This window comes from Janthinobacterium woesei, assembly GCF_051380875.1.
Lineage (GTDB): Bacteria > Pseudomonadota > Gammaproteobacteria > Burkholderiales > Burkholderiaceae_D > Janthinobacterium.
Window position 1 is genome coordinate 40389 of the sequence record NZ_JBNYXW010000016.1, and the last position, 21175, is coordinate 61563.

Consider the following 21175-nt stretch of genomic DNA (forward strand, 5'->3'; position numbering starts at 1 on the left):
TAACTTCGTGACGCCACGTCTTGGTGTTTCAGGCACGATCACAGGATAGGATTGCAACAAGGCAGGGTCTGTTCGGCAACGCACATAGGTGTGTAACAATTGTAAAAGCACACTGTCCTGGCGTTTTCAACGTTTCTGGCGCACGCTTTTTCCCGGTGCCGGTGCCACCGGCTTGACACGCGCCTGGGCCAGCAATGCGGCGCATTCGCTATCCTGGCCGGGGCCGGTACTGATCAACGGCAAGAGGGCCGCCACGGGCGCCACCACGGCCAGCGCCAGGGCGCCACCGGCGCGCAGGGCCAGCACGCCCTTGTCCACGCTCACGTCCGGCTTGCTGAAAGTGCCGTGCACATACAAGGGCGAGCGCAGCGAAAAGATGCGCAAGCCCTTGCTGTCCGGTTGCAAGGTCAGGTCCAGCCGTTCATTGGACAGGTTCACCATGCCGTCCACATGCAGGACGGCATCGTCCGTGTCGACGATGAACTGGCGCGTGCGCATCAAGCCCTTGTTGACGGCGAAATCGGCAGCCATGCAGTTCAGCCTGACCTGCTTGTCGCCCACCAGCTTGGTCAGCACGACGCTGCCGATATTCAAGCCCATCTCTTCGAGCAGCAGCTTGCTGATGCTGCCGCGGTTGATCAGCGCGCGCACTTCGCCATTCGCGCTGCCCAGCAAGGTGGCCACGGAATTGCCGGTGGCCGACAGCGAGGCGTCGCCATTGATTTCGCCCGCGCTCGCCTGCAGCGCGGGCAGGCGGGGAAACAGTTGCTGGATGCGCAAATGGCGGGCGCTGGCCTTGAGTTCGGCGGCGATGCCGTTGGCGATGATCCTGCCACTGCCGTCGAGCTTGATCTGCGAAGTGAACGTGCCGCCCGCCACGTTGAAATTGAGCGGCGTCAAGGACAGTACGCCGTCGGCCAGCAGCACATGCGTGTCGAGCTTGCTGATCGGCAAATCGGCGTCGCGCGTGATCCTGTCGGCCGTGTAGCGCACGTCCGCGTCGAGGCTGCTCCAGCGTTCCGTCTTGAAGGTTTCCACCGGCAATACTTTGCCGGCTGGCTGCGTCGATGGCACGCCACGCTCCTTCTTGCTGGCGCTGGAGTCGGCGCCCACCAGCGGCCCCAGGTCGGACAGTTGCAGCAGGCGCGAGTGCACCTCGCCCCTCAGGCGGCGGCGCGGCGTGCTGCTTGACAAGGCCAGCTTGCCACGAATGTCGCTCGAACCCACCTTGCCGCTGAACTGGTCGTACACCCACTCGCCGCCACGGGGCGCCAGCGTGCCCGTCAAATGGCCTTGCGTGCTGAAGTGCGGCGTTTCCGGCAGCAGCACGCCCGTCAGCCGATACAGGCGCGCCATGCTGGGACCCGACACCTTCAGGCGCACGTCGAGCGCGGCCAGCCTGGCAGGGCGCGTCAGGGTGCCTTCGATGGCCACGCTGGTGCCGCCCACGTGCATCTCGGCTTGCACGGGAAAGGGCGTGCCTTGCTGCTGCAGAGACAGCACGCCGCCGGCCTTGCCGCCGCCCTTGATACTTTCGCCACGGTAAGTGCCGGACAGCTTCCAGGCGATGCCATAGCGGGCATCGCCGGCGAGTGTATCGACATCGGCGCGCAGCGCCGTTTGCGTGACGGCATCGTCGAGCAGCACCGTGCCCTTGCTGAAGACCACGCTTTGTAGTTCGAGCCGCCAGGACGACGGCTGCTCCGGCTGCTGGAAGGTCCAGTTGTTCTTGCCATCCTTGCTGCGCAGCAAGCGCACCTGCGGCGTGTCGAAACGCAATCGCGGAATGATGATTTTCTTGTCCAGCAGGGCCAGCGGATTGAGCGAGAACGCCATCTGGCTGACGGTGGCCAGCTGCGCCGCCGGGCCGTCCGCGTCCATCATGGCGCTCGGGTTGCCCAGGCGCACGTCTTGCGCCTGCAAATGGGGCCACGGCAAGTAGTCGCGCCAGGTTTGATGTCCCGCAGCGGTGGCGCTCTGCTGCCACGTCAGCGACAGATTGCCCGCGATGGCGAAGGGCCGCCCCAGCGCTTCGCTGGCGCGCGCATTGAGCCACGGCTTGGCGCGGTTCCAGTCCATGTTCAGCAGGGTGACGGCGGCCGCGACGGGAATGGCGACGACCACGGCGGCACTGGCGAGGGCGATTTTCTGGCGGCGGGACAATTGCATGGAGCGCTTCTTTTTGAACAAGTAGTGACGATGCTACAGGAATCGCTCAAAAGCCGGGGGCGTTTCAAGTTTTGTCGCCGGGCACGTGCGCTGGCGCACGCTACCGGGAACAGTCTTGTCGATTTCCTACCCTATGTGCGTCACCGAACGGATACGCGGGGAGGGGGGGCTTATAACGTCATACAGCAAACGCCATTCCCGATTTCCAGTTGTGCCACGCAATGACTGCAACCACTACCGAAAATTCTCCAGGAGAAGAAAAATGACCAATTCCTTGAAAACCCCCTTGAGCGCACTGGCCGCCGGCATCACCGCCGTTCTCTTGGTGACGGGCTGTTCCAGCCTGAAAACGCCGGCCACGGCCGACGTCGCCGTCTCGCGCGCGGCCGTCGATAACGCCGCCAGCGCCGGCGCCGCCGACCTGGCGCCCGATGAAATGCGTTCGGCCCGCGAAAAAATGCGCATGGCCAACCAGGCCTTGAAAGAGCGCGACTACAAGACGGCGCGCGACCTGGCCGACCAGGCGCAAGCAGACGCGAAATTGGCGCAAAGTAAGGCCAACTCGGCCAAGGCCACCAGCGCCGCCGATGAAATCAACGAAAACATCCGCGTCATGCGCGAAGAACTCGACCGTGCCAACCAGCAAGCTCCCAAACAATAATTCCCAACAATAAGAACAGGACCCGATCATGAAAAAAGCCACTTACACCACCATTCCCGGCCTGCTGGCCATGGCCGCCCTGGTTGCCGCCTGCAGCTCCGCGCCGACCACCACCAGCCTGCTCGACCAGACGCGCGGCGACTACATGGCGGCGCAATCGAACCCGCTGGTGTCGACCTACGCGCCACGCGAATGGCGCGAAGCGAGCGCCGCGCTGGACGCGGCGAACGCGGCCGCCACGCGCCAGGAGGATAGCGAGAAAGTCGACAAGCTGGCCTATCTGGCCAGGCAAAAAATAGCCACCGCGCAAGAAATTGCCAAGCAGAAGGCAGCCGAAGCCGATATCGCCAATGCCGGCAAGCAGCGCGATCAGCTGCGCCTCGATGCGCGCACGCAGCAGGCTGACCAAGCCACGGCACGGGCCCAGTCGGCCCAGGCCGATGCGGAAGCGGCCAAGGCGCAGGCGCAAACGGCGGAAGCCTCGGCACGCGATGCGCAGGCGCGCGCCGCCGCGCTGGAAGTGCAGCTGGCCGATCTGGCCGCCAAGAAAACCGAGCGTGGCATGGTCATTACCCTGGGCGACGTGCTGTTTGGCACGGACAAGGCGAACTTGACGGCCGATGGCGCGAATACGGCGCGCAAGCTGGCCGATGTGCTGAAAAACAACCCGCAGCGCACCGTACTGATCGAAGGCTTCACGGATAGCACGGGCGGTTCAGCGCACAACCTGGAACTGTCGCAACGCCGCGCCGAAGCCGTGCGCAATGCGCTGCTGGACCAAGGCATCAGCCGCGACCGCATCGCCACGAAGGGCTATGGCGCCGCGTATCCGGCTGCTGGCAATGACAGCGCGGCAAATCGCCAGTTGAATCGCCGGGTGGAAATTGTGCTGTCGGAAGACAACACGGCCATTCCCGCCCGCCGCTAAGGGGCCGTGAATAAATAAGTGTTACGTTTGGGTGGCTCTGGCGGGATGCGATGCAAGGCGCGAGAAGGAGTCATAGCGAGCTATGGCGACGACGAGCAACGCCGCAGCGCGCCGGCCCGAGACGATCCAAATGTGACAGTAATTCCTGAACGGCCCCTAGCGTTGGGAAAAACGCCATCAGGCGTTGTAGTAGTCAAGGCAGCACCGGTCGTAGCTTGGCCGGTGGATACCCATGCAAGACTTGAAAGGAAGCATCATGACCGAAACATCTGTTGAGATTCCAGCTGGCATCGATACGGCCGCCATCCGCGCCGCCGCCAAAAACCTCGATGACGGCGCCGTGACGGTTGGCTACCAGGGCAATCGGCAAGAATTGATTAGCCTGTTGAATGGGGCGCTGGCCACGGAACTGGTGTGTATCGCCCGTTACAAACGCCATTACTACACCGTGACCGGGCGCGACAATGGCACCATCAAGGCCGAGTTTCTTGAGCATGCGCAGCAGGAACAGGAGCATGCCGACTGGCTGGCCGAACGCATCGTGCAATTGAATGGCAAACCAGATTTTAATCCTGCAACATTGCTTGCGCGTAGCCATGCCGAGTATGATGACTCCGAGGACGTGCAAAGCATGGTGCGTGCCAACCTGATCGCCGAGCGCGTGGCGATCGAGTCTTATCGCCAGATGATCGTCAAAGTGGGCGACAGTGACCCGACAACACGCCATTTATTGATCAAGATCATGGCCGTCGAGGAAGAGCACGCCGATGATATGCGCGATCTAATGGAATAGTGTTTTTGAATAAAGTAGGTATAGTAACTACATTCATCCACAGCTAAGGAGCTACACCATGTTGGAAAATAATATCACCACCGTCAATAACGATGTCAAAACCTTGGTCAAGGATGCACAGGCACTGTTCAGCGCCGCTGCCGCGCTGACGGGCGAAAAAGCCGATGAAGTGCGCGTCAAGGGCATGAAGACCCTGGACGCCGCGCTGGCCAAGGCGCATGAAGCGCAAGCCTCGGCCATCGTTGCCACCAAGCAGATCGCCTCCCAGGCGGACGGTTATGTCAAGGAAAACCCATGGCGCACGGTGGCTGTTGCCGCTGGCGTCGGCGTGCTGGTCGGCTTCATCCTGGGCCGCAAGTAATCCACACAGGAGCGATATGGACAAGTCTGCTTCGTCTCACCAGGGGCCGGGACTGATCGGTTCGGTCGCCGGCCTGGCCAGGAATGCCGTCGGACTGATGCTGTCGCGGCTGGAACTGGCCACTATCGAACTGTCGGAAGTGCGCAATCACGTGCTGCAACTGATTGTCATTTTCGCGCTCGCGACCGTTGCAGGCTTGTTTGCCATCGCTTACGGCAGCGTGCTGATCGTTTTCCTGGCCTGGGATAGCCTGGGCTGGAAGATCCTGGCGATCATGACGGTCGTGTTCGTGCTGCTGGCCATCGGCCTGGTTATGTATGCGCGGGCGATGCTGCGTCAAGGAAAGCTCTCCATGCCAGCCACCATGGCTGAATTGAAAGCCGACCGCGACATGTTGATGTAGCCGGCTGGCGGCGGCCGCGCGGACCTGTTCCGGCGTGGCCACCGCCGTGTCCGGACTGCCTTTCGAGGAGAATTCATGTCGGAAACCGACAAACTGACAGAGCAGGCGGCCCGCAAGCGCCTGCTCGTCGCCCAAGGCGAAATGTACCGCGTGGGCATCGTGCATGCGCGCGCCAACGTGGGCTATGCGCTGCGTCCCGACTCGCTGCTGCAAGGCGTGGTCGACACGGCGGTCGGCTTTGCCGGCCACCGCGTCGAGTCCCTGCTGGCGCCCGGCGGCATGCGTTTGCAAGGCGCCATGCCTTACGTACTGACGGCGCTGTCCTTTATCGGACGCAGGAAACTGGTCAAGCCGGCCCTGGTCTTGGTGGCCGTGGCCGCCGCTGCCGCTGGCTGGCTGCGCCGCAAGCGCTGAATGTACGCCCATGTGGACAGCAACGCCGTCATCGACGGCGTTTTTTTTGCCTGAACGCAACGTCCGGCACGCGTGGGCGCAAGCGCGGGCACAAGTGCGGGGCACAAGTGCGAGGCACAATCCCTTACAATGAAACACGCCGCATTTCGCGCGGTGGACATTGGGGCTATCTTGGCGACAACTTCGAGTACACCGATCATTCCATTGAATCCTGCGCGCCTGCGCATCGTGCTGGTGCTGCAGGGCGGCGGCGCGCTGGGTGCTTACCAGGCCGGCGTCTACCAGACGCTGCATGAACACGGCCTGGCGCCCGACTGGGTGGTGGGCACGTCGATCGGCGCCATCAATGCGGCCATTCTGGCTGGCAACAAACAGGAAAACCGGCTGGTACGCTTGAAACAGTTCTGGCAGCGCGTGGCGCACCGCGACAGCATCGACATGAACCTGGTGTCCGACCAGCAACGCCGTTCGAACAGTTGGCTGGCCACGCTCGACACAGTCATGCGCGGCGTGCCCGGCTTCTTCAAGCCACGCAGCTTCAGCCTGTTTCCAGCTGGCATTGCCGTCAAGCCGGAAGAGGCCAGTTTCTACGATACGAGCGAGCTGGCCAGCACGCTCGACGAACTGGTCGATTTCGATTACCTGAACCAGCCCGGCGGCATGCGCCTCAGCGTCAACGCCTTGCGTGTGAAATGCGGCAGCCTGACCAGTTTTGACAGCCAGCAGCAGCGCCTGACGGCTGAGCACATCCGCGCCAGCGGCGCCTTGCCGCCCGGTTTTGCGGGCGTGCGCGTCGATGGCGATTTATACTGGGACGGCGGCCTGTATTCGAATACGCCGCTAGAAACCGTGCTCGACGACACGCCCCACGTCGATACGCTGGTCTTCATGGTGGACTTGTGGAGCGCGGAAGGGCCAGAGCCGACCACGCTCGATGAAGTGCAGACGCGGCAAAAGGACGTCACGTTCGCTTCGCGCTCGAAGCGCCATATCGAAGACTACGTCAATACGCATACCTTGCAGCATAAATTGCGCGAGCTGTACGCCAAGCTGCCCGACGACGCGCACAACCGCCAGCAGACCGAAGAGCTGGTGGCGCTCGGCTGCGGCAGCACCATGCACATCGTGCGCCTGCCGTATGCGGGGCGCGACTGGCATATGGCGGCCAAGGACATCAATTTTTCCCAGGGCTCCATCGAGTGGCGCTGGGAGCAGGGCTACCAAGATGCCTTGCGCGCGATCAAGGCGGCCGGCTGGCTGGCCTTTGTCACACAAGACACGCCGCTGGTGGTGCACGAACTGCCGCCCTACGAGCGCGACGCGGTCTGAAAACGCCCCTTACTGCTGCGGATGCGCCGCTTCCCGCAGCTTTTCCGCGTTCGCCATGTCTTGCCGGTAAGTCTCTTGCGCGCCCCTCAGGCAGGCGCTGCGCGTGGCCGATGGTTCTTGCTGGCAGGACTTTTTTGCCTCGCCGAGGGCGGCGGCGATTTCCTTGCGCAGGGTGCGCAGCTGGGCTTGCGGCGTGCTGTCTTCCTGGTACCAGCGTTGCGGGTCGCCAGGCTGCGGCGTGGCCGTCTGGGCCAGACTCAGCGGCGCCAGGCTGCAGGCAAGCAGGGCGGCGAACGCGATCTTGTAGCTATACATGATATTTCCTCCTTGAAATGAAAAAGGCGCCGTAGCGCCTTTTTCTTTATAACCTGCCCGTCAGTAACAGCAGGATCAGTATCACGACAATCAGGCCGGCAACCCCGCTGGGGCCATAGCCCCAGTTGCGGCTGTGCGGCCAGGTTGGCAGGACGCCGACCAGGACCAGGATCAAGATGATCAGAATGATGGTGCCCATGATATCTCCTTGTTGGCTTGCATATGTTGCATATGTTGCATATGTTGCATGTGTTGTATATGTTGTATGTGTTGCGGGGCGGCCAGCCGATTAATAACGGTAGACGCGGCCGTCGACGACGCGCACGCGGTTGCCTGGGCGCAAATCATTCACATTGTCCTGTACCACGGTGCGGTATTCGCCATTGTCCAGGCGCACGCTGATCTGGTAGGCCTGCCCCTGCTGCCTGCGTCCTTCCACCTGGTTGCCGACCACGCCGCCAGCGACGGCGCCGGCCACTGTGGCTGCCGTGCGGCCGCCGCCCGAGCCGATGGTGTTGCCCAGCAGGGCACCGGCGATGCCACCGACCACGGCGCCCGTGCCGCTGGTTTGCCCGCCGCCCTGCACGATCTGGATGGTATCGATGGTGCCGTAGGTGGCGGACTCAGGCTGGTTGGCCGGATAGTATTGTGACTGGGACGGGCCGGTGTTGGCGCAACCGCTCAGAACGGCGGTGGCGGCGAGCATCAGTGCAGCCATGGTGGCATTGGTTTTCATTTTATTCTCCTGACATGGTGAAGGTGTGGTGCCATCTTAGCCACGCCCATGGCGTGGGTCTGTACGCTGCCGCACGCACTTACAGGCGGCCAAAGCTGGTGCCAGTGCGGCCATCGCGGCGCCGGATGTCTGCATAAACGTTGTTATTTATCCCTATATGCCTGCTTGTTTCAAAAATAATGGCTTGTGTACGGCAGCGTACAGAAGAGCGGCAACTATCCACGTAAAACGGTAGTCATGCCAAGCAGACATGCTTGTCACCACCAGGGAGTCGCAGATGAACAATAATATGCAAAAGAGCAAGCTGTACGCCACCATCCTCATCAGCCTGGCGTGCGCCGCCTGGGGCAGCCAGGCAGTCGCGGCCACGCCGGAAGCGAAAGCCGCCTACAAGGCAGCCAATGAGCAGGCGGCCTTGAATTACAAGCAGGCACATGCCGCCTGCGAAAAAATCACGGGCAACCCGAAAGATGTCTGTATTGCCGAAGCGAAAGCCGTGCGCACCTACGATGAAGCGGTGGCGCAGGCGCAATACACGAATACCCTGCGTGCCTACACCAAGGCGCGCATCAAGATCGCGGACGCCAACTATGACGTCGACCTGGCGCGCTGCGATGCGCTGACGGGCAATGACAAGGATGTCTGCGTCAAGCTGGCCAAGTCCACCAAGGTAGCGGCCCTGGCCGATGCCAAGGCAGACAAGAAAGTCATCGAAGCGCGCAGCGATGCGCGTGAAGCAAAAAGAAAAGCCGAGTACAAGGTCGCAACAGAAAAATGCGATGCATTAGCCGGCGCAGCCAAGGACGACTGTGTCAAGGCTGCAAAAACCCAGTTTGGCTACTGAACGCCAGTATGGCGCACTGCAGTCAAACTGGTATAAGAAGCTCATTGTGAGCACGTTGATTGACCATTTCTAAGGAAAAACCATGAAATTCACTAAATCTATCGCTACTGGCCTCTTCGTCGCTTCCCTGTTCGCCGTTGCAGGCTGTGCTTCCACCTCGACCAAGGAAGGCACGGGCGAATATATTGACGACGCCGCGATCACCACGAAAGTCAAAGCGTCCATCTTCAATGAGCCGACCCTGAAATCGACGGAAATCAACGTTGAAACCTTCAAGGGCGTGGTACAGCTGAGCGGCTTCGTGGCCCAGCCTGCGGACGCAGCCAAAGCGGGCGAAATCGCGCGCGGCGTCAAAGGTGTGAAATCGGTGAAAAACGATATCCGCGTCAAGTAATGGCATGGCCTGCCGCAGCGTCCAGCCCACGGGCTGGCGCTGTGGCCCCTTACCGAGCCTAGCGGGAATATCATGCATACTCAGCCTCCCGATACCCCGCCCGAGCCGAGGTTGGCTGCATCCACTGACCCTGTGGCTGCGTCGACTGACCCTGTGGCTGCGTCGACTGACCCTGTGGCTGCACCCGTCGAGCCTCTGACGCCGCCTTCGGGTACGCTTGCCGAGCCGCTCGACCCCGCCTTGCGTTTGCCGCTGCATGTCAACGCGCGCGGCATGGCGCTGGGCATCATTGCCACCGTCAGCTTCATCTATGCGCTGCAGTGGGCACAGAAATTCCTCATTCCCGTCATCTTTGGCATCTTCATTGCCTATACCCTCAATCCCGTCGTTGCCTGGCTGGAAAAAATACGCGTGCCGCGCGCCATCGGCGCCACTGCCGTCACGGCCCTGATCCTGTTCGGCTCCATCGTCATGGTCGAACGGGTGCAGGGCGAATTTGAATCCATCGTCGAAGAGTTGCCGGCCGCCACGCACAAGCTGTCGCGCCTGATCGCCGCCAATACAGGCAGCAAGAACAGCACCTTCCAGAAGATGCAGGCGGTGGCCAATGAAATCGAACAGGTGGCCGTCGGCGCCGAGGCGCGCCGCAACACCCGCCGCGCCGCCGCGCCCGATGGCCCCAACTTCAAGATCATGGACTGGGTCTGGGCCGGTTCGCTGGGCCTGGTGGGCTTTGTCAGCCAGGCCACCATGGTCATCTTCCTGGTGTTCTTCCTGCTGCTGTCGGGCGACATCTTCAAGCGCAAGCTCGTCAAGCTGACGGGGCCGTCGCTGAGCCGCAAGAAGGTCACCGTGCATATCCTGGAAGACATCAATACTTCGATCCAGAACTATATGTTCATGCTGCTCGTCACGAATGGCTTGCTGGCGTTCTTGATGTGGATCGCCTTGCGCGTGATCGGCCTGGAAAACGCGGGCGCCTGGGCCATCGTGGCCGGCTTGCTGCACATCATGCCGTATTTCGGCCCGCTGCTGATCACCATCGCCACGGGCCTGGTGGCCTTTCTGCAGTTCGAATCGCTGGAAATGGTCTTGCTGGTGACGGGCACCTCGATGGCCATTGCCACCCTGGTGGGCACCTTCGTCACCACCTGGATGACAGGCCGCATTGCGCGCATGAATCCCACGGCCGTCTTCATCAGCCTGCTGTTCTGGGGCTGGCTGTGGGGTGTCTGGGGCTTGCTGCTGGGCGTGCCCATCATCGTCATCGTCAAGGTGGTCGCCGAGCGCGTGCAGGGCATGGAAGTGGTGGCGGAACTGTTGGGCGAATAAATTGCTGCAATGAAAATAAAACGGCGCCCGCAGGCGCCGTTTTCGCATGTTGCGCCAGGCTCAGGACTGGTGGCGTTTCAGGATTTTTACCTGCAAATCGCCATCGTCCGTCTTTGGCATGTCTTTCATGCTGCCCAGCTGCAAGGCGAACTGGCGCGTGAATTCGGCGCCCAGGAAGAAAATTTGCGCTGAGTAATATACCCACAGCAGCAGCGCCACCAGCGAGCCGGCCGCGCCATAGCTGCTGGCGACGCCGCTATTGCCGATATACACGCCTATCGCGTATTTACCCAAGGAAAACATGAAGGCCGTGCCCACGGCGCCGATCAGCACATCGCGCCAGGACAGGCGCACGCGCGGCAGCATTTTGTAGATGACGGCGAACAGGCAGGCGATGACGGCGAAGCCGATCAGGTTCGACAGGATGACAAACAGCACGGCCGTATCTTTCCACACGCCTTCCCAGAAGTTGGCGAGGATGGCCATGGCGGCGTTGACCACCAGCGACACCATCAGCAGGAAGGCCAGCACCAGCACCAGGCCAAAGGACAGCAAACGCGTGCGCAGCATATCCCAGGCACCCGCTTCCTTCAAGGCCGGCACTTGCCAGATTTCATCGAGACTGGCTTTCAGTTCGGCAAACACGCTGGTGGCGCCAAACAGCAGCAGGGCGCTGGCGACGAGGGTGGCGATGCGGCCCTGCTCATGGTTCCTGGCGCCGGCCAGCACCAGCTGGATGGCTTCGGCGCCCTGCGTGCCCAGCAAGCCTTGCAATTGCGCCATCAATTCACCGCGCGCGGCGGCCGGGCCATAGAAAAAGCCGGCGATGGCGATCACCAGTACCAGGATGGGGGCGATGGAAAACAGGGTGTAGTAGGCGAGGGCGGCGCCCTTGCTCGAAGCGCGGTGTTCCAGCCATTCTTTGACGGAACAGACGATGACGCTGCGCATCTGCTTGCTGAATGGCGCCAGGCTGGCCAGTTTCGGATAGCGGGTAGAGAAATTCATGGTGGCTTTCAATGGAAAAAAAGGGGCCGCAGCCCCTTTTTTAACTAGTCTTCACTAGTGGCGTACCACAGGTGTTGCTTACTGTACGCGGCGTTCGATGGTGATTTGCTCGACTTCAACGCGGCGGTTAGGTTCCAGGCACTTGATCAAATCAGCACGTTTCTTGTTGTTGCAAGTAACGATAGGATTGGTCTGGCCCTTGCCTTCGGCCGTCAGGCGGTTGGCGCCCACGCCTTTGGCGACCAGGTAGCCCTTGACTGCGTCAGCGCGCTGCTGCGACAGTTTCAAGTTGTACTTGGGCGCACCGATGCGGTCGGCATAACCACTGATGACGACGTTGTTGACGTCTGGCGCTGCGTTCAACACGCGGGCAATTTCGTCGAGCTTGGTCTGTGTTGGACCCAGCTTGGCGCTGTCGAACGCGAACAGTTCCGTAGCCGACATCGTTACTTTTTCAAAGCGTGGCGGCGGTGGCGGTGGTGGTGGCGGCACGACCACGACGACTTCTTCACGCACCGGTGGCGGTGGCGGCGGCGGTGCTGCTGGCGTAGGCGGTTTGTCGAACGCGTAGTTCAGGCCCACGTTGACGTAGTAGTTATTCGACTTGCTGCTCGGGAAGGTATTGCCGCGCAGGAAGCCGTGCACGTTGCGGATATCGACCTGGGTCGACCATTGGTCATTGATTTTGCCTTGGAAACCCAGGCCGACGCTGGCGTACGGCGAGCTCTTGCTGCGTTCACCGAAGGCGCCCGTGTCCTGGTCGCGCTGCATACCCGCACCGACGAGCAGGAATGGGCTGAACAATGGATTGCGGTTGAACATGTACAAGCCATCGACCCCCAGCGTATTTTGTCGGTAACTGGTACCGTTGTTGCCTTTTGAGCGGGAATAGGTGGTACCTAGCTGGATATCCCAGTCCGGGGAAACAGGCTTACCGAAACGCAAGCCTGCGCCATAGCCAGTCTTATCGGTAGAAAAATCCGAATCGGGCTTCATTGCATTGATGCTAGGTTGAATGTACCAGGAAGGATTGATTTCCTGGGCCTGTGCGCCGAGGGCGGAGCACAGAACTGCGGCGGCGACGGCGATTTTTTTTAGATTATTCACAAGTAACTCCCAACGTTGATAAGAGATTTTCTCTACTGCATCAAAGCGACATCTTGCTACGCGTGCTATTGCTAAGACGATGGACAACAATTCCAGGTGCGGCCTACTTATGATAAATGCACTGCTGTTGGACTTAGAATACGATTCCAGGTTCAAGCGGTCGGTGCGCTGGCGCACAAAGCATTGTTGTATATCAATAGTGTTGCGGATTCACTACAAATACCCTGGCGTTGAAAAAAACTAATCTACCCAGGGAATAAATTGCAACAACGGCCCAATTCCAGGCGTTGCGGCAAGGGCAATCGTACGACTTGTTACCAGCATGCCACTGTATATTAGCAATAATGATGAGCTTGATAACTAATATTACGTTGATGTTGTATTCCTGCCGCGTTCTGTTGCTTTGCTAGGCGTCTCCTGAGCAACTTTTGCGCGCCGCAGCCAGCCCCGCCACTTTTCATCAAGGAGTCACCCGTGCCTGAGGCTACCCATTATTCTCCTTCCCGCTTGCCTGGCAGTATCGGCGCCCTGTGCCTGCTGCTTTCGCTAGGCACGGCTGTGCCGGCTTGGGCGAATAGCGGCGTAGCCCTGTTTTCCCCCAGCGGCACGGTCAAGGCCGTGCGCCAGGCGCGGGCGCAGTTCGCCACGCCGATGGTGCCGTTCGGTGACATGGCCCTGAGCGCCCCGTTCGCCATCGACTGCGGCAAGGCCGAGCCGGCCGTGGTGGCCGGTGCGGGACGCTGGGCCGATGAGCGCAACTGGAACTACGATTTCGCGCGCGACTTGCCGGCCGGCGTGGCCTGCAGCTTCACCCTCAAGCCGGGCCTGAAGGACTTGGCGGGCCAGCCATTGCAGGGCACGGGGTCCAGCCCGGCGTCCTACCGTTTCTCCACGGGCGGGCCAGCCATCGTCGAATCGGTGCCCTATGACGGCCAGCCCTACATCGATGAAAACCAGATCTTCGTGCTGGGCCTGGACGCCGTGCCGAGCGCGGCCAGCGTCGCGGCCAACGCCTATTGCCGCGCCGATGGCATCAATGAAAAAATTCCCGTGCGCCAACTCGTGGGCAAGGAACTGGAACAGGTATTGACCTTGCGCAAGAGCTTTCTCGACCGCTACCTGAGCGTGTATTTCAAGAAACGGGGCACGCTGTGGAAAGTGGGCATGCCTGTCGCCAGCAAAGGCGCGCCGCCGCTGCCCGTTACCGTGCTGCAATGCAAGCGTAGTTTCCCTGCCAACGCCAAGGTGTCATTGGTGTGGGGCGAGGGCATCGCCAGCGCCAGCGGCATTGCCACGGACAAGGCGCAAAGCCTGCAGTTCAGGACGCGGCCCGACTTCACGGCCAGGTTCAGCTGCGAGCGCAGCAATCCCAAGGAGCAATGCATCCCGTTCCTGCCCATGCGCGTGCAGTTTTCCGCGCCCGTGAAGGCGTCGCTGGTGCGCGCCATGACCTTGACGGGCGGCGGCAAGACGTATGCGCCGACGATATCGAAAGAGGAAGAGAAGGCGGAGTTCCTGCAGGACGCTAGCTTCCATAGCCCCTTTCCCGTACAAGCCAGTTTTATCCTGAACCTGCCGCCGAACCTGACGGATGACGCCGGGCGCATCTTGCTCAACCGCGCGCGTTTTCCCATGACCGTGCGCACGGGCGAGCAGCCGCCGCTGCTGAAGTTCCCGGCGCCGTTCGGCATCATCGAAGCGAAGGGCGATGGCTTGCTGCCCGTCACCGTGCGCAATATCGAGCCCGTGCTGTCGGGCAAGGAAATCGCCAAGGCATCGGCGCCAGCGGCCACGGGCGCCACCTTGCGCGTGGCCGACAATGACGACAAGTTCATCATCGAGTGGATGCAGCGCCTGGCCGGCAATGGCGAGGCCGGTGAGTACTGGCAGCCGTACGCGCAATATGCGGGCAACATGAGCAAGTCCGTGCTGGCGGACGCTGCCGGTACGCGCCCCATCAAGCTGCCGCGCCCCGATGGCAAGAAAGCCTTTGAAGTCATCGGCATCCCACTGCAGAAGCCCGGTTTTTATGTGGTGGAGCTGGCCAGCCCCATCCTGGGCAAAGTGCTGCTGGGCAAACCCGTCACCGCGTATATCCGCTCGGCTGCGCTGGTGACGAATATGGCGGCGCACTTCAAGCATGGCGCGCAATCGTCGCTGGTGTGGGTGACCTCGCTCGACAAGGGCGCGCCCGTTGCCAAGGCGCAAGTGGCCGTGCGCGACTGCGCCGGCAAGCTGCTGTGGCAAGGCGCCACCGGCGTTGACGGCGTGGCGCAGATTGCCGGCGAACTGGCCAATTCTTCTTGCAAGAACAATAGCAATTACTTCATCAGCGCGCGCAGCGGTGGCGACATGACGTTCACCCTGTCGGACTGGGTGGGCGGCATCGAAGCCTGGCGCTTCAACTTGCCTTCTGCCGACATGCGCGCCGACAACACCCTGCTGGCGACGGTATTTGACCGCACCTTGCTGCGCGCCGGTGAAACCGTGCACATGAAGCATTTCATCCGCAAGCACACGGCCGAGGGTATGAGCCTGGTCGACAAGAATAACGGCCCCGGCAGCGCTACTTCCGTCGTCATCACGCACCTGGGCAGCGACCAGAATTATCAGTTGCCGCTGCGCTGGTCGGCCAGCGGCACGGCGGAAAACGACTGGGTGATTCCCGCCGACGCCAAGCAGGGCGAATACAGCGTCACGATGGCGGGCCGTCCGTCCGGCAGTTTTCGCGTCGAAGCCTTCCGCGTGCCTACCATGAAAGCCGTGCTGCAGGGGCCGAAAGCGCCTGTCGTGCAGGCCAGGCAGCTGGCCCTCGATGCGCAGATCACTTACCTGGCCGGCGGCGCTGCCACCAACGCGCCCGTCAAGCTGCGCACGGTGCTGCAAGACAAGAGCGTGAATTTTGCCGATTATCCCGACTACAGCTTCAGCAATGGCGACGTCAAGGAAGGCATGCTCAAGCAGGGCAGCGCTTATGACGAGGATGAAGGCGAGTGGCAGGACGAGGGCAATGGCGCCGTTGCAAGCGCTGGCGCGACGGCGGCGCGCACGCAAAGTTTGACCCTGGACAAGGCGGGCGGCGCGCGCATCGTCATCGACCAGCTGCCGCAGCTGTCCACGCCGCGCGACCTGGTGGCCGAAATGGCGTTCCAGGATGCGAATGGCGAGACGGCCTCGGTGGCCACGCGGGTGGCGTTATGGCCGTCGAATGTCGTGATCGGCATCAAGCCCGACGCCTGGGCTTTGAGTAAAGATCAATTCAAGTTCACGGTGGCCGTGCTATCGACCGGCGGCAAGCCCGTGGCGAATGCCCCGGTGGCCGTTGATTTTTTCCAGCGCAACAGCTATTCGCACCGCCGGCGCCTGATCGGCGGCTTCTATGCGTATGAAAATACGAGCGAAGTCGTCAAGCTGGGGCCAGCGTGCTCGGGCAAGACGGACAGTAAAGGCCTGTTGATCTGCGACGTGAAGGCACCTGCCAGCGGCAACCTGATATTGCGTGCCAGCACGCAGGATGGCGCCGGCAACGCGGCCGTCGCCAACCGCGAAACCTGGGTGGCGGGCAGCGGGGACTGGTGGTTCAATGCCAGCGACAATGACCGCATCGACGTCCTGCCCGAGAAGAAACGCTACGAGCCGGGCCAGGAAGCGAGCCTGCAGGTGCGTATGCCGTTCCGCTCGGGCACGGCGCTGATCACGGTCGAGCGCGAAGGCATCCTCGATACCTATGTGCGGCAGCTCAATGGCCGGGAACCGGTGGTCAATATCCCGGTCAAACCCAATTACGCGCCGAATGTGTATGTGTCCGTGTTTGTCGTGCGGGGGCGCGTCGATGGCGTGCAGCCGACGGCCCTGGTCGACCTGGGCAAGCCGGCCTACAAGATGGGCATCGCGCCCCTGAACGTGGGCTGGCAGGCGCATGAACTGAAGGTACTGGTGGTGTCCGACAAGGAAGTGTATAAAACACGCGACAAGGCGGAAGTGTCCGTGCGCGTGCGCCGCGCCGATGGCAAGGCCTTGCCGGAGGGCGCCGAAGTGGCGCTGGCAGCCGTCGATACGGGTTTGCTGGAACTGATGCCCAACGATAGCTGGAAATTGCTGGATGCCATGATGGATCAGCGCAGCTTGCAGGTGGAAACGGCGACGGCGCAGATGCAGGTGATCGGCAAGCGCCACTTTGGCCGCAAGGCCTTCCCGGCCGGCGGAGGCGGCGGCAAGGGCGCCAGCCGCGAGCTGTTCGACACCTTGCTGTTCTGGAAGGCGACCGTCAAGCTCGACGCCAAGGGCGAAGCCACGGTGCAAGTGCCACTGAACGATTCCTTGACGGCGTTTCGCATCGTGGCCATTGCCAGCGCAGGCAAGCAATTGTTTGGCACGGGCAGCACGGATATCCGCAGCTCGCAAGACCTGATCCTGATGTCCGGCTTGCCGAGCCTGGTGCGCGAAGGCGATCAGTTGCGCGCCGGCTTTACGCTGCGCAACACATCGGCTGGCGCGCTCAACGTGGAGCTGAACGCCACGGCGGCCGGCAAGGCGTTGCCGCGCCAGAGTTTGAGCCTGGCAGCGGGCGAGGCGCGCGAGACGGGCTGGGACTACCAGGTGCCGATGGGGGCATCGAGCATCGTGTGGGACATCAGCGCCAAGGCGGGTAACGGGTTTGGCAGCACCGCTGACAAGCTGAAAATCACGCAAAAAGTGGGCCAGGCCACGCCTGTGCGCACGTATCAGGCAACGTTGCTGCAAATCGACAAGCCGAGCAACATGTCGGTGCAAATGCCGGCCGGCGCCTTGCCGGGCCGGGGCGGCATCCAGACCAGCTTTGCGGCCAAGCTGGGCGGCGAGCTGCCCGGCGTGCGCGAGTACATGGCCGCCTACCCGTACACCTGCTTCGAGCAAAACACGTCGAAAGCCATCGCCCTGCAGGACCAGGCCGCGTGGATCAAGCTGGCCGCCAGCCTGCCCGCCTACCTGGACGCTGATGGCTTGCTGAAATACTTCCCTATCATGGAGCAGGGCAGCGACACCCTGACCGCGTATGTGCTATCGGCCACGGCGGAAGCGGGCTATGCCATTCCCGAACAGACGAAGAACCGCATGGAAGCAGCCCTGACAGCCTTCGTGCAGGGGCGCATCGTGCGCCACTCGGCGCTGGCCACCACCGATTTGGCCGTGCGCAAGCTGGCGGCGCTCGAAGCGCTGTCGCGGTCGAACAAGGTGCCGCCCGATGCGTTGGACAGCATCAGCATCAACCCGAATCTGTGGCCGACCTCGGCCGTCATCGACTGGAGCTTGTTGCTGCAACGCACGCCAAGCCTGGCGCGCCGCGATGCGCAGCTGGCCGAGGCGCAGCAGATCTTGCGTAGCCGCCTGAACTTCCAGGGCACGAGCATCGGCTTTTCCACCGAGCGCAAGGATAACTGGTGGTGGCTGATGGTCTCTGGCGACGTCAACGCCAACCGCTTGCTGCTGGCCGTGATGGACAACCCGGATTGGCGCGACGACATCGGCCGCCTGGTGCGCGGCAGCATGGGCCGCCAGAAGAAGGGCCACTGGGATACCACGGTGGCCAACGCCTGGGGCACGCTGGCCATTGCCAAGTTCTCGGCCAGGTTCGAGTCGACGCCCGTGACGGGTGCCAGCGCCGTGAAGCTGGGCAGCGATACGCAAACCCTGCTGTGGAGCGGTGCGGCGAAAGTGGGTCCCGTGCTGCAGGCGTGGCCGAAGGGGACGGATACCCTGGGCATTGCGCACAGCGGCACGGGCAAGCCGTGGGCCACCGTGCAAAGCCTGGCGGCCATCGCGCTCAAGGCGCCCGTCTCCAGCGGCTACACCATCAAGAAAACCATCACACCCGTGGAACAGAAGACGGCGGGCGCCTGGTCGCGCGGCGATGTCTACCGCGTGCGCCTGGATTTGTCGGCGCAGGCGGACATGAGCTGGGTGGTGGTCGACGATCCGATTCCCGCCAGCGCCACGGTGCTGGGCAATGGCCTGGGCCGCGATTCGCCATTGCTGACGGCGGGTGAAAAATCCACGGGCTGGGTCTGGCCCACGTTCGAGGAACGGGCCTTTGACGCCTTCCGCGCGTATTACGCCTTCGTGCCGAAGGGCACGTGGAGCGTGGAGTACACGGTGCGCCTAAATAATGCGGGCGATTTCAGCTTGCCGGCCACGCGCATCGAAGCCATGTATTCGCCCGAGATGTTTGGCGAGTCGCCGAACGCGAATGTCAAGGTGGGGCAGTGAGCGGTGGGATAGTGAAGCGGTTGATCTTCATCATGGGATGCGTGCTGGGCGGCCCCGCTTGCGCGCAAGCGATCTTGACGCCGGGCCAGGTGCAGGCGGCCTACCGCAGCTCGGAAGCGCAGCTGCTTGACCGCAGCGGCGCACCGCTGCAATCGTTGCGCGTGGACATGAAAGTGCGCCGCCTGCCATGGGTGCCGCTGGCCGATATTTCTCCTGCCTTGCAGCAAGCCGTGCTGTTGGCGGAAGACCAGCGCTTCATGCAGCATGGCGGCGTGGATGTGTCCGCGCTGGCCACGGCTGCCTGGGATAATCTTTTTTCCAGGAAACCACGGGGCGCCTCCACCATCACCATGCAGCTGGCGGGCCAGCTGGACGCGGACTTGCAAGCCGCAGCGGGCGGGCGCAGCCTGCGCCAGAAATGGAAGCAGATGCGCGCGGCGCAGGCCATCGAGGAAAGCTGGAGCAAGGCGCAGATTTTCGAAGCGTATTTGAACCTGGTGTCGTTCCGCGGCGAGCTGCAGGGCGTGGCGTCTGCGTCCTACAGCCTGTTTGGCAAGGCGCCGTCGGGCCTGAACCAGACGGACAGTATCATCTTGGCCAGCCTGGTGCGGGCGCCGAATGCGCCGCTGGCGACTGTGACGCGGCGCGCCTGCGCGCTGGCGAAAGAATCGCGCATGGACAGCAGCTGCCAGCTGATCGGCCAGCGCGTGCAGACGGCCTTGCAGAGGACCGCCCTGTACGCCGACCTGGCGCCGGCGCCGCAGGTGGCTCAGCAGTTGCTCAAGCAGCCGGGCGCGCTGGTCGCCAGCACCCTGGATGGCCCCTTGCAGCGTTTCGCACAGGAAAATTTGCGCCAGCAACTGGCCTCCTTGCGCGAGCGCAATGTCAACGATGGCGCCATCATCGTGCTCGACAACCGCAGCGGCGAGATTCTCGCCTATGTGGGCAATGCAGGCGGCAGCCGCCACGTCGATGGCGTGACAGCGCGGCGCCAGGCGGGATCGACCTTGAAACCGTTCCTGTATGAACTGGCAATCGAGCGGCGCCTGATGACGGCCGCCTCCGTCATGGATGACACGCCGCTCGACATCGCCACGGCGTCCGGCATGTATGCACCGCAAAACTACGACCGCAACTTCAAGGGTTATGTCAGCGCCCGCACCAGCCTGGCCAGCTCGCTCAACATTCCCGCCGTGCGCACGGTGTTGCTGACGGGGCAGGACGGCTTTTATAACCGCCTGAAGGACGTGGGGCTGTCGAGCCTGACGGAGCCGGCCGAGTATTACGGCCCCTCGCTGGCGCTGGGCTCGTCGGAAGTGACGTTGCTGGAACTGGCCAACGCTTACCGCGTGCTGGCCAATGGCGGCCAGTACAGCGTGGCCAGCCTGCAGCGGGGTCAGGCGGGCACAGGCAAGCGCCGCGTGATGGACCCGGGCGCCGCCTTCATCGTCGGGGATATTTTGGCCGACCGCGCCGCGCGCAGCCTGACCTTTGGCTTGCGCAACGAGCTGGGGACGAATTTCTGGAGCGCCGTCAAGACGGGCACCAGCAAGGATATGCGCGACAACTGGTGCATGGGCTACTCGGCGCGCTACACGGTGGGCGTGTGGGTGGGCAATTTCGACGGCAAGCCCATGTGGGACGTCTCGGGCGTGACGGGCGCCGCGCCCGTATGGCGCGACGTGATGGATTACCTGCACAAGAACATACCCAGCCATGCACCGAAGGCCCCGCCAGGCGTGCTGCAGCAGATGGTGGCTTACCGGCCCGCTTTGGAAGCGCCGCGCCGCGAATGGTTCATCTCCGGCACGGAAAGCGCAATCATCGCCGTGGTGGGCGATACAGTGCGCCCACCCGCCATCGTCTACCCGGCCGAAGACAGCATCCTCGCCATCGACCCGGATATTCCGCCGGCCCTGCAGCGCGTCTTCTTCCAGGCGCAGGGCAGCCAGGCCTTGCGCTGGGTGCTCGATGGCAAGGATCTGGGCGCCGCAGCCGAAAGCATCAGCTGGCGCCCCGTGCCGGGCAAGCACGCGCTGGCGCTCGTCAACAAAGATGGCAAGACGCTGGCGCGGGTGGCGTTCCAGGTGCGGGGCAATGCGCTAGCGCAGCTTGCCGCGCATGGCGACTAATAA

18 protein-coding genes are annotated in these 21175 nt (G+C 62.4%); 12 read left to right on the forward strand and 6 right to left on the reverse strand.

Translation table 11 applies throughout. From position 1 onward, the window contains the following. Nucleotides 1–126: 126 nt before the first annotated feature. A complete protein-coding gene (locus tag ACQ4W6_RS18825; protein ID WP_436568700.1) occupies nt 127–2169 on the reverse strand; it encodes an AsmA family protein in 2043 nt (680 codons plus the stop codon). A 262-nt stretch (nt 2170–2431) separates the two neighbouring features. On the opposite strand from ACQ4W6_RS18825, the gene ACQ4W6_RS18830 reads away from it, so the two are divergent. The 7 genes from ACQ4W6_RS18830 to ACQ4W6_RS18860 all read left to right on the forward strand — a co-directional run bounded on the left by ACQ4W6_RS18830 (nt 2432) and on the right by ACQ4W6_RS18860 (nt 7058). Beyond that, nucleotides 2432–2830 (forward strand): DUF4398 domain-containing protein, encoded by a 399-nt coding sequence (locus tag ACQ4W6_RS18830; protein WP_436568701.1) that lies wholly within the window; start codon nt 2432–2434, stop codon nt 2828–2830. A gap of 28 nt (nt 2831–2858) precedes the next feature. Beyond that, nucleotides 2859–3758 (forward strand): OmpA family protein, encoded by a 900-nt coding sequence (locus ACQ4W6_RS18835; protein ID WP_436568702.1) that lies wholly within the window; start codon nt 2859–2861, stop codon nt 3756–3758. A 256-nt stretch (nt 3759–4014) separates the two neighbouring features. Then, entirely contained in the window at nt 4015–4551 is a 537-nt protein-coding gene (locus ACQ4W6_RS18840; protein WP_436568703.1) for a ferritin-like domain-containing protein, read from the forward strand. Between the two features lie 58 nt (nt 4552–4609). Further along, nucleotides 4610–4912 carry an ElaB/YgaM/YqjD family protein gene (locus tag ACQ4W6_RS18845; RefSeq protein WP_436568704.1) on the forward strand — a complete coding sequence of 101 codons (303 nt, stop codon included), beginning with the start codon at nt 4610–4612 and terminating at the stop codon, nt 4910–4912. 16 nt (nt 4913–4928) lie between these two features. Continuing rightward, nucleotides 4929–5315 carry a phage holin family protein gene (locus ACQ4W6_RS18850; protein ID WP_436568705.1) on the forward strand — a complete coding sequence of 129 codons (387 nt, stop codon included), beginning with the start codon at nt 4929–4931 and terminating at the stop codon, nt 5313–5315. 75 nt (nt 5316–5390) lie between these two features. Next, a complete protein-coding gene (locus ACQ4W6_RS18855; protein WP_436568706.1) occupies nt 5391–5729 on the forward strand; it encodes a hypothetical protein in 339 nt (112 codons plus the stop codon). 129 nt (nt 5730–5858) lie between these two features. Further along, nucleotides 5859–7058 carry a patatin-like phospholipase family protein gene (locus ACQ4W6_RS18860; RefSeq protein WP_436568707.1) on the forward strand — a complete coding sequence of 400 codons (1200 nt, stop codon included), beginning with the start codon at nt 5859–5861 and terminating at the stop codon, nt 7056–7058. Between the two features lie 9 nt (nt 7059–7067). Here the strand turns inward: ACQ4W6_RS18860 and ACQ4W6_RS18865 are convergent, their stop codons facing one another. The 3 genes from ACQ4W6_RS18865 to ACQ4W6_RS18875 all read right to left on the reverse strand — a co-directional run bounded on the left by ACQ4W6_RS18865 (nt 7068) and on the right by ACQ4W6_RS18875 (nt 8109). Beyond that, complete coding sequence (locus tag ACQ4W6_RS18865; protein WP_436568708.1) at nt 7068–7373, reverse strand: hypothetical protein; 306 nt, start codon at nt 7371–7373, stop codon at nt 7068–7070. A gap of 46 nt (nt 7374–7419) precedes the next feature. Beyond that, nucleotides 7420–7572, reverse strand: a complete 153-nt coding sequence (locus ACQ4W6_RS18870) for a DUF3309 family protein (protein WP_436568709.1) — start codon at nt 7570–7572, stop codon at nt 7420–7422. 90 nt (nt 7573–7662) lie between these two features. Then, complete coding sequence (locus ACQ4W6_RS18875; RefSeq protein ID WP_436568710.1) at nt 7663–8109, reverse strand: outer membrane lipoprotein; 447 nt, start codon at nt 8107–8109, stop codon at nt 7663–7665. A gap of 277 nt (nt 8110–8386) precedes the next feature. Between ACQ4W6_RS18875 and ACQ4W6_RS18880 the strand changes: the two genes are divergently transcribed. The 3 genes from ACQ4W6_RS18880 (at nt 8387) to ACQ4W6_RS18890 (ending at nt 10679) form a co-directional block, all read left to right on the forward strand. Next, complete coding sequence (locus ACQ4W6_RS18880; protein ID WP_436568711.1) at nt 8387–8953, forward strand: hypothetical protein; 567 nt, start codon at nt 8387–8389, stop codon at nt 8951–8953. 82 nt (nt 8954–9035) lie between these two features. Further along, the gene (locus tag ACQ4W6_RS18885; protein ID WP_436568712.1) at nt 9036–9347 is read left to right on the forward strand and encodes a BON domain-containing protein; all 312 of its coding nucleotides are present in this window, start codon (nt 9036–9038) and stop codon (nt 9345–9347) included. Nucleotides 9348–9587: 240 nt separating this feature from the next. After that, nucleotides 9588–10679, forward strand: a complete 1092-nt coding sequence (locus ACQ4W6_RS18890; protein ID WP_436568806.1) for an AI-2E family transporter — start codon at nt 9588–9590, stop codon at nt 10677–10679. Nucleotides 10680–10739: 60 nt separating this feature from the next. On the opposite strand, the gene ACQ4W6_RS18895 is transcribed toward ACQ4W6_RS18890, so the two are convergent. Together ACQ4W6_RS18895 and ACQ4W6_RS18900 are read right to left on the reverse strand one after the other, a co-directional pair. Next, entirely contained in the window at nt 10740–11687 is a 948-nt protein-coding gene (locus tag ACQ4W6_RS18895; protein WP_436568713.1) for a YihY/virulence factor BrkB family protein, read from the reverse strand. 78 nt (nt 11688–11765) lie between these two features. Continuing rightward, nucleotides 11766–12794 (reverse strand): OmpA family protein, encoded by a 1029-nt coding sequence (locus ACQ4W6_RS18900; protein WP_436568714.1) that lies wholly within the window; start codon nt 12792–12794, stop codon nt 11766–11768. A gap of 474 nt (nt 12795–13268) precedes the next feature. On the opposite strand from ACQ4W6_RS18900, the gene ACQ4W6_RS18905 reads away from it, so the two are divergent. Together ACQ4W6_RS18905 and pbpC are read left to right on the forward strand one after the other, a co-directional pair. Beyond that, nucleotides 13269–19040, forward strand: coding sequence for an alpha-2-macroglobulin family protein (locus tag ACQ4W6_RS18905; RefSeq protein ID WP_436568715.1), 5772 nt, complete (start codon nt 13269–13271; stop codon nt 19038–19040). 32 nt (nt 19041–19072) lie between these two features. After that, the gene (gene pbpC, locus ACQ4W6_RS18910; RefSeq protein ID WP_436568807.1) at nt 19073–21172 is read left to right on the forward strand and encodes a penicillin-binding protein 1C; all 2100 of its coding nucleotides are present in this window, start codon (nt 19073–19075) and stop codon (nt 21170–21172) included. The last annotated feature ends 3 nt before the right edge of the window (nt 21173–21175 follow it).

What these genes read in the sequence shown, in the direction of transcription:
- ACQ4W6_RS18825 (WP_436568700.1), bottom strand. Translation starts at nt 2,169, where the DNA reads ATGCAATTGTCCCGCCGCCAGAAAATCGCCCTCGCCAGTGCCGCCGTG.
- ACQ4W6_RS18830 (WP_436568701.1), top strand. Translation starts at nt 2,432, where the DNA reads ATGACCAATTCCTTGAAAACCCCCTTGAGCGCACTGGCCGCCGGCATC.
- ACQ4W6_RS18835 (WP_436568702.1), top strand. Translation starts at nt 2,859, where the DNA reads ATGAAAAAAGCCACTTACACCACCATTCCCGGCCTGCTGGCCATGGCC.
- ACQ4W6_RS18840 (WP_436568703.1), top strand. Translation starts at nt 4,015, where the DNA reads ATGACCGAAACATCTGTTGAGATTCCAGCTGGCATCGATACGGCCGCC.
- ACQ4W6_RS18845 (WP_436568704.1), top strand. Translation starts at nt 4,610, where the DNA reads ATGTTGGAAAATAATATCACCACCGTCAATAACGATGTCAAAACCTTG.
- ACQ4W6_RS18850 (WP_436568705.1), top strand. Translation starts at nt 4,929, where the DNA reads ATGGACAAGTCTGCTTCGTCTCACCAGGGGCCGGGACTGATCGGTTCG.
- ACQ4W6_RS18855 (WP_436568706.1), top strand. Translation starts at nt 5,391, where the DNA reads ATGTCGGAAACCGACAAACTGACAGAGCAGGCGGCCCGCAAGCGCCTG.
- ACQ4W6_RS18860 (WP_436568707.1), top strand. Translation starts at nt 5,859, where the DNA reads ATGAAACACGCCGCATTTCGCGCGGTGGACATTGGGGCTATCTTGGCG.
- ACQ4W6_RS18865 (WP_436568708.1), bottom strand. Translation starts at nt 7,373, where the DNA reads ATGTATAGCTACAAGATCGCGTTCGCCGCCCTGCTTGCCTGCAGCCTG.
- ACQ4W6_RS18870 (WP_436568709.1), bottom strand. Translation starts at nt 7,572, where the DNA reads ATGGGCACCATCATTCTGATCATCTTGATCCTGGTCCTGGTCGGCGTC.
- ACQ4W6_RS18875 (WP_436568710.1), bottom strand. Translation starts at nt 8,109, where the DNA reads ATGAAAACCAATGCCACCATGGCTGCACTGATGCTCGCCGCCACCGCC.
- ACQ4W6_RS18880 (WP_436568711.1), top strand. Translation starts at nt 8,387, where the DNA reads ATGAACAATAATATGCAAAAGAGCAAGCTGTACGCCACCATCCTCATC.
- ACQ4W6_RS18885 (WP_436568712.1), top strand. Translation starts at nt 9,036, where the DNA reads ATGAAATTCACTAAATCTATCGCTACTGGCCTCTTCGTCGCTTCCCTG.
- ACQ4W6_RS18895 (WP_436568713.1), bottom strand. Translation starts at nt 11,687, where the DNA reads ATGAATTTCTCTACCCGCTATCCGAAACTGGCCAGCCTGGCGCCATTC.
- pbpC (WP_436568807.1), top strand. Translation starts at nt 19,073, where the DNA reads ATGGGATGCGTGCTGGGCGGCCCCGCTTGCGCGCAAGCGATCTTGACG.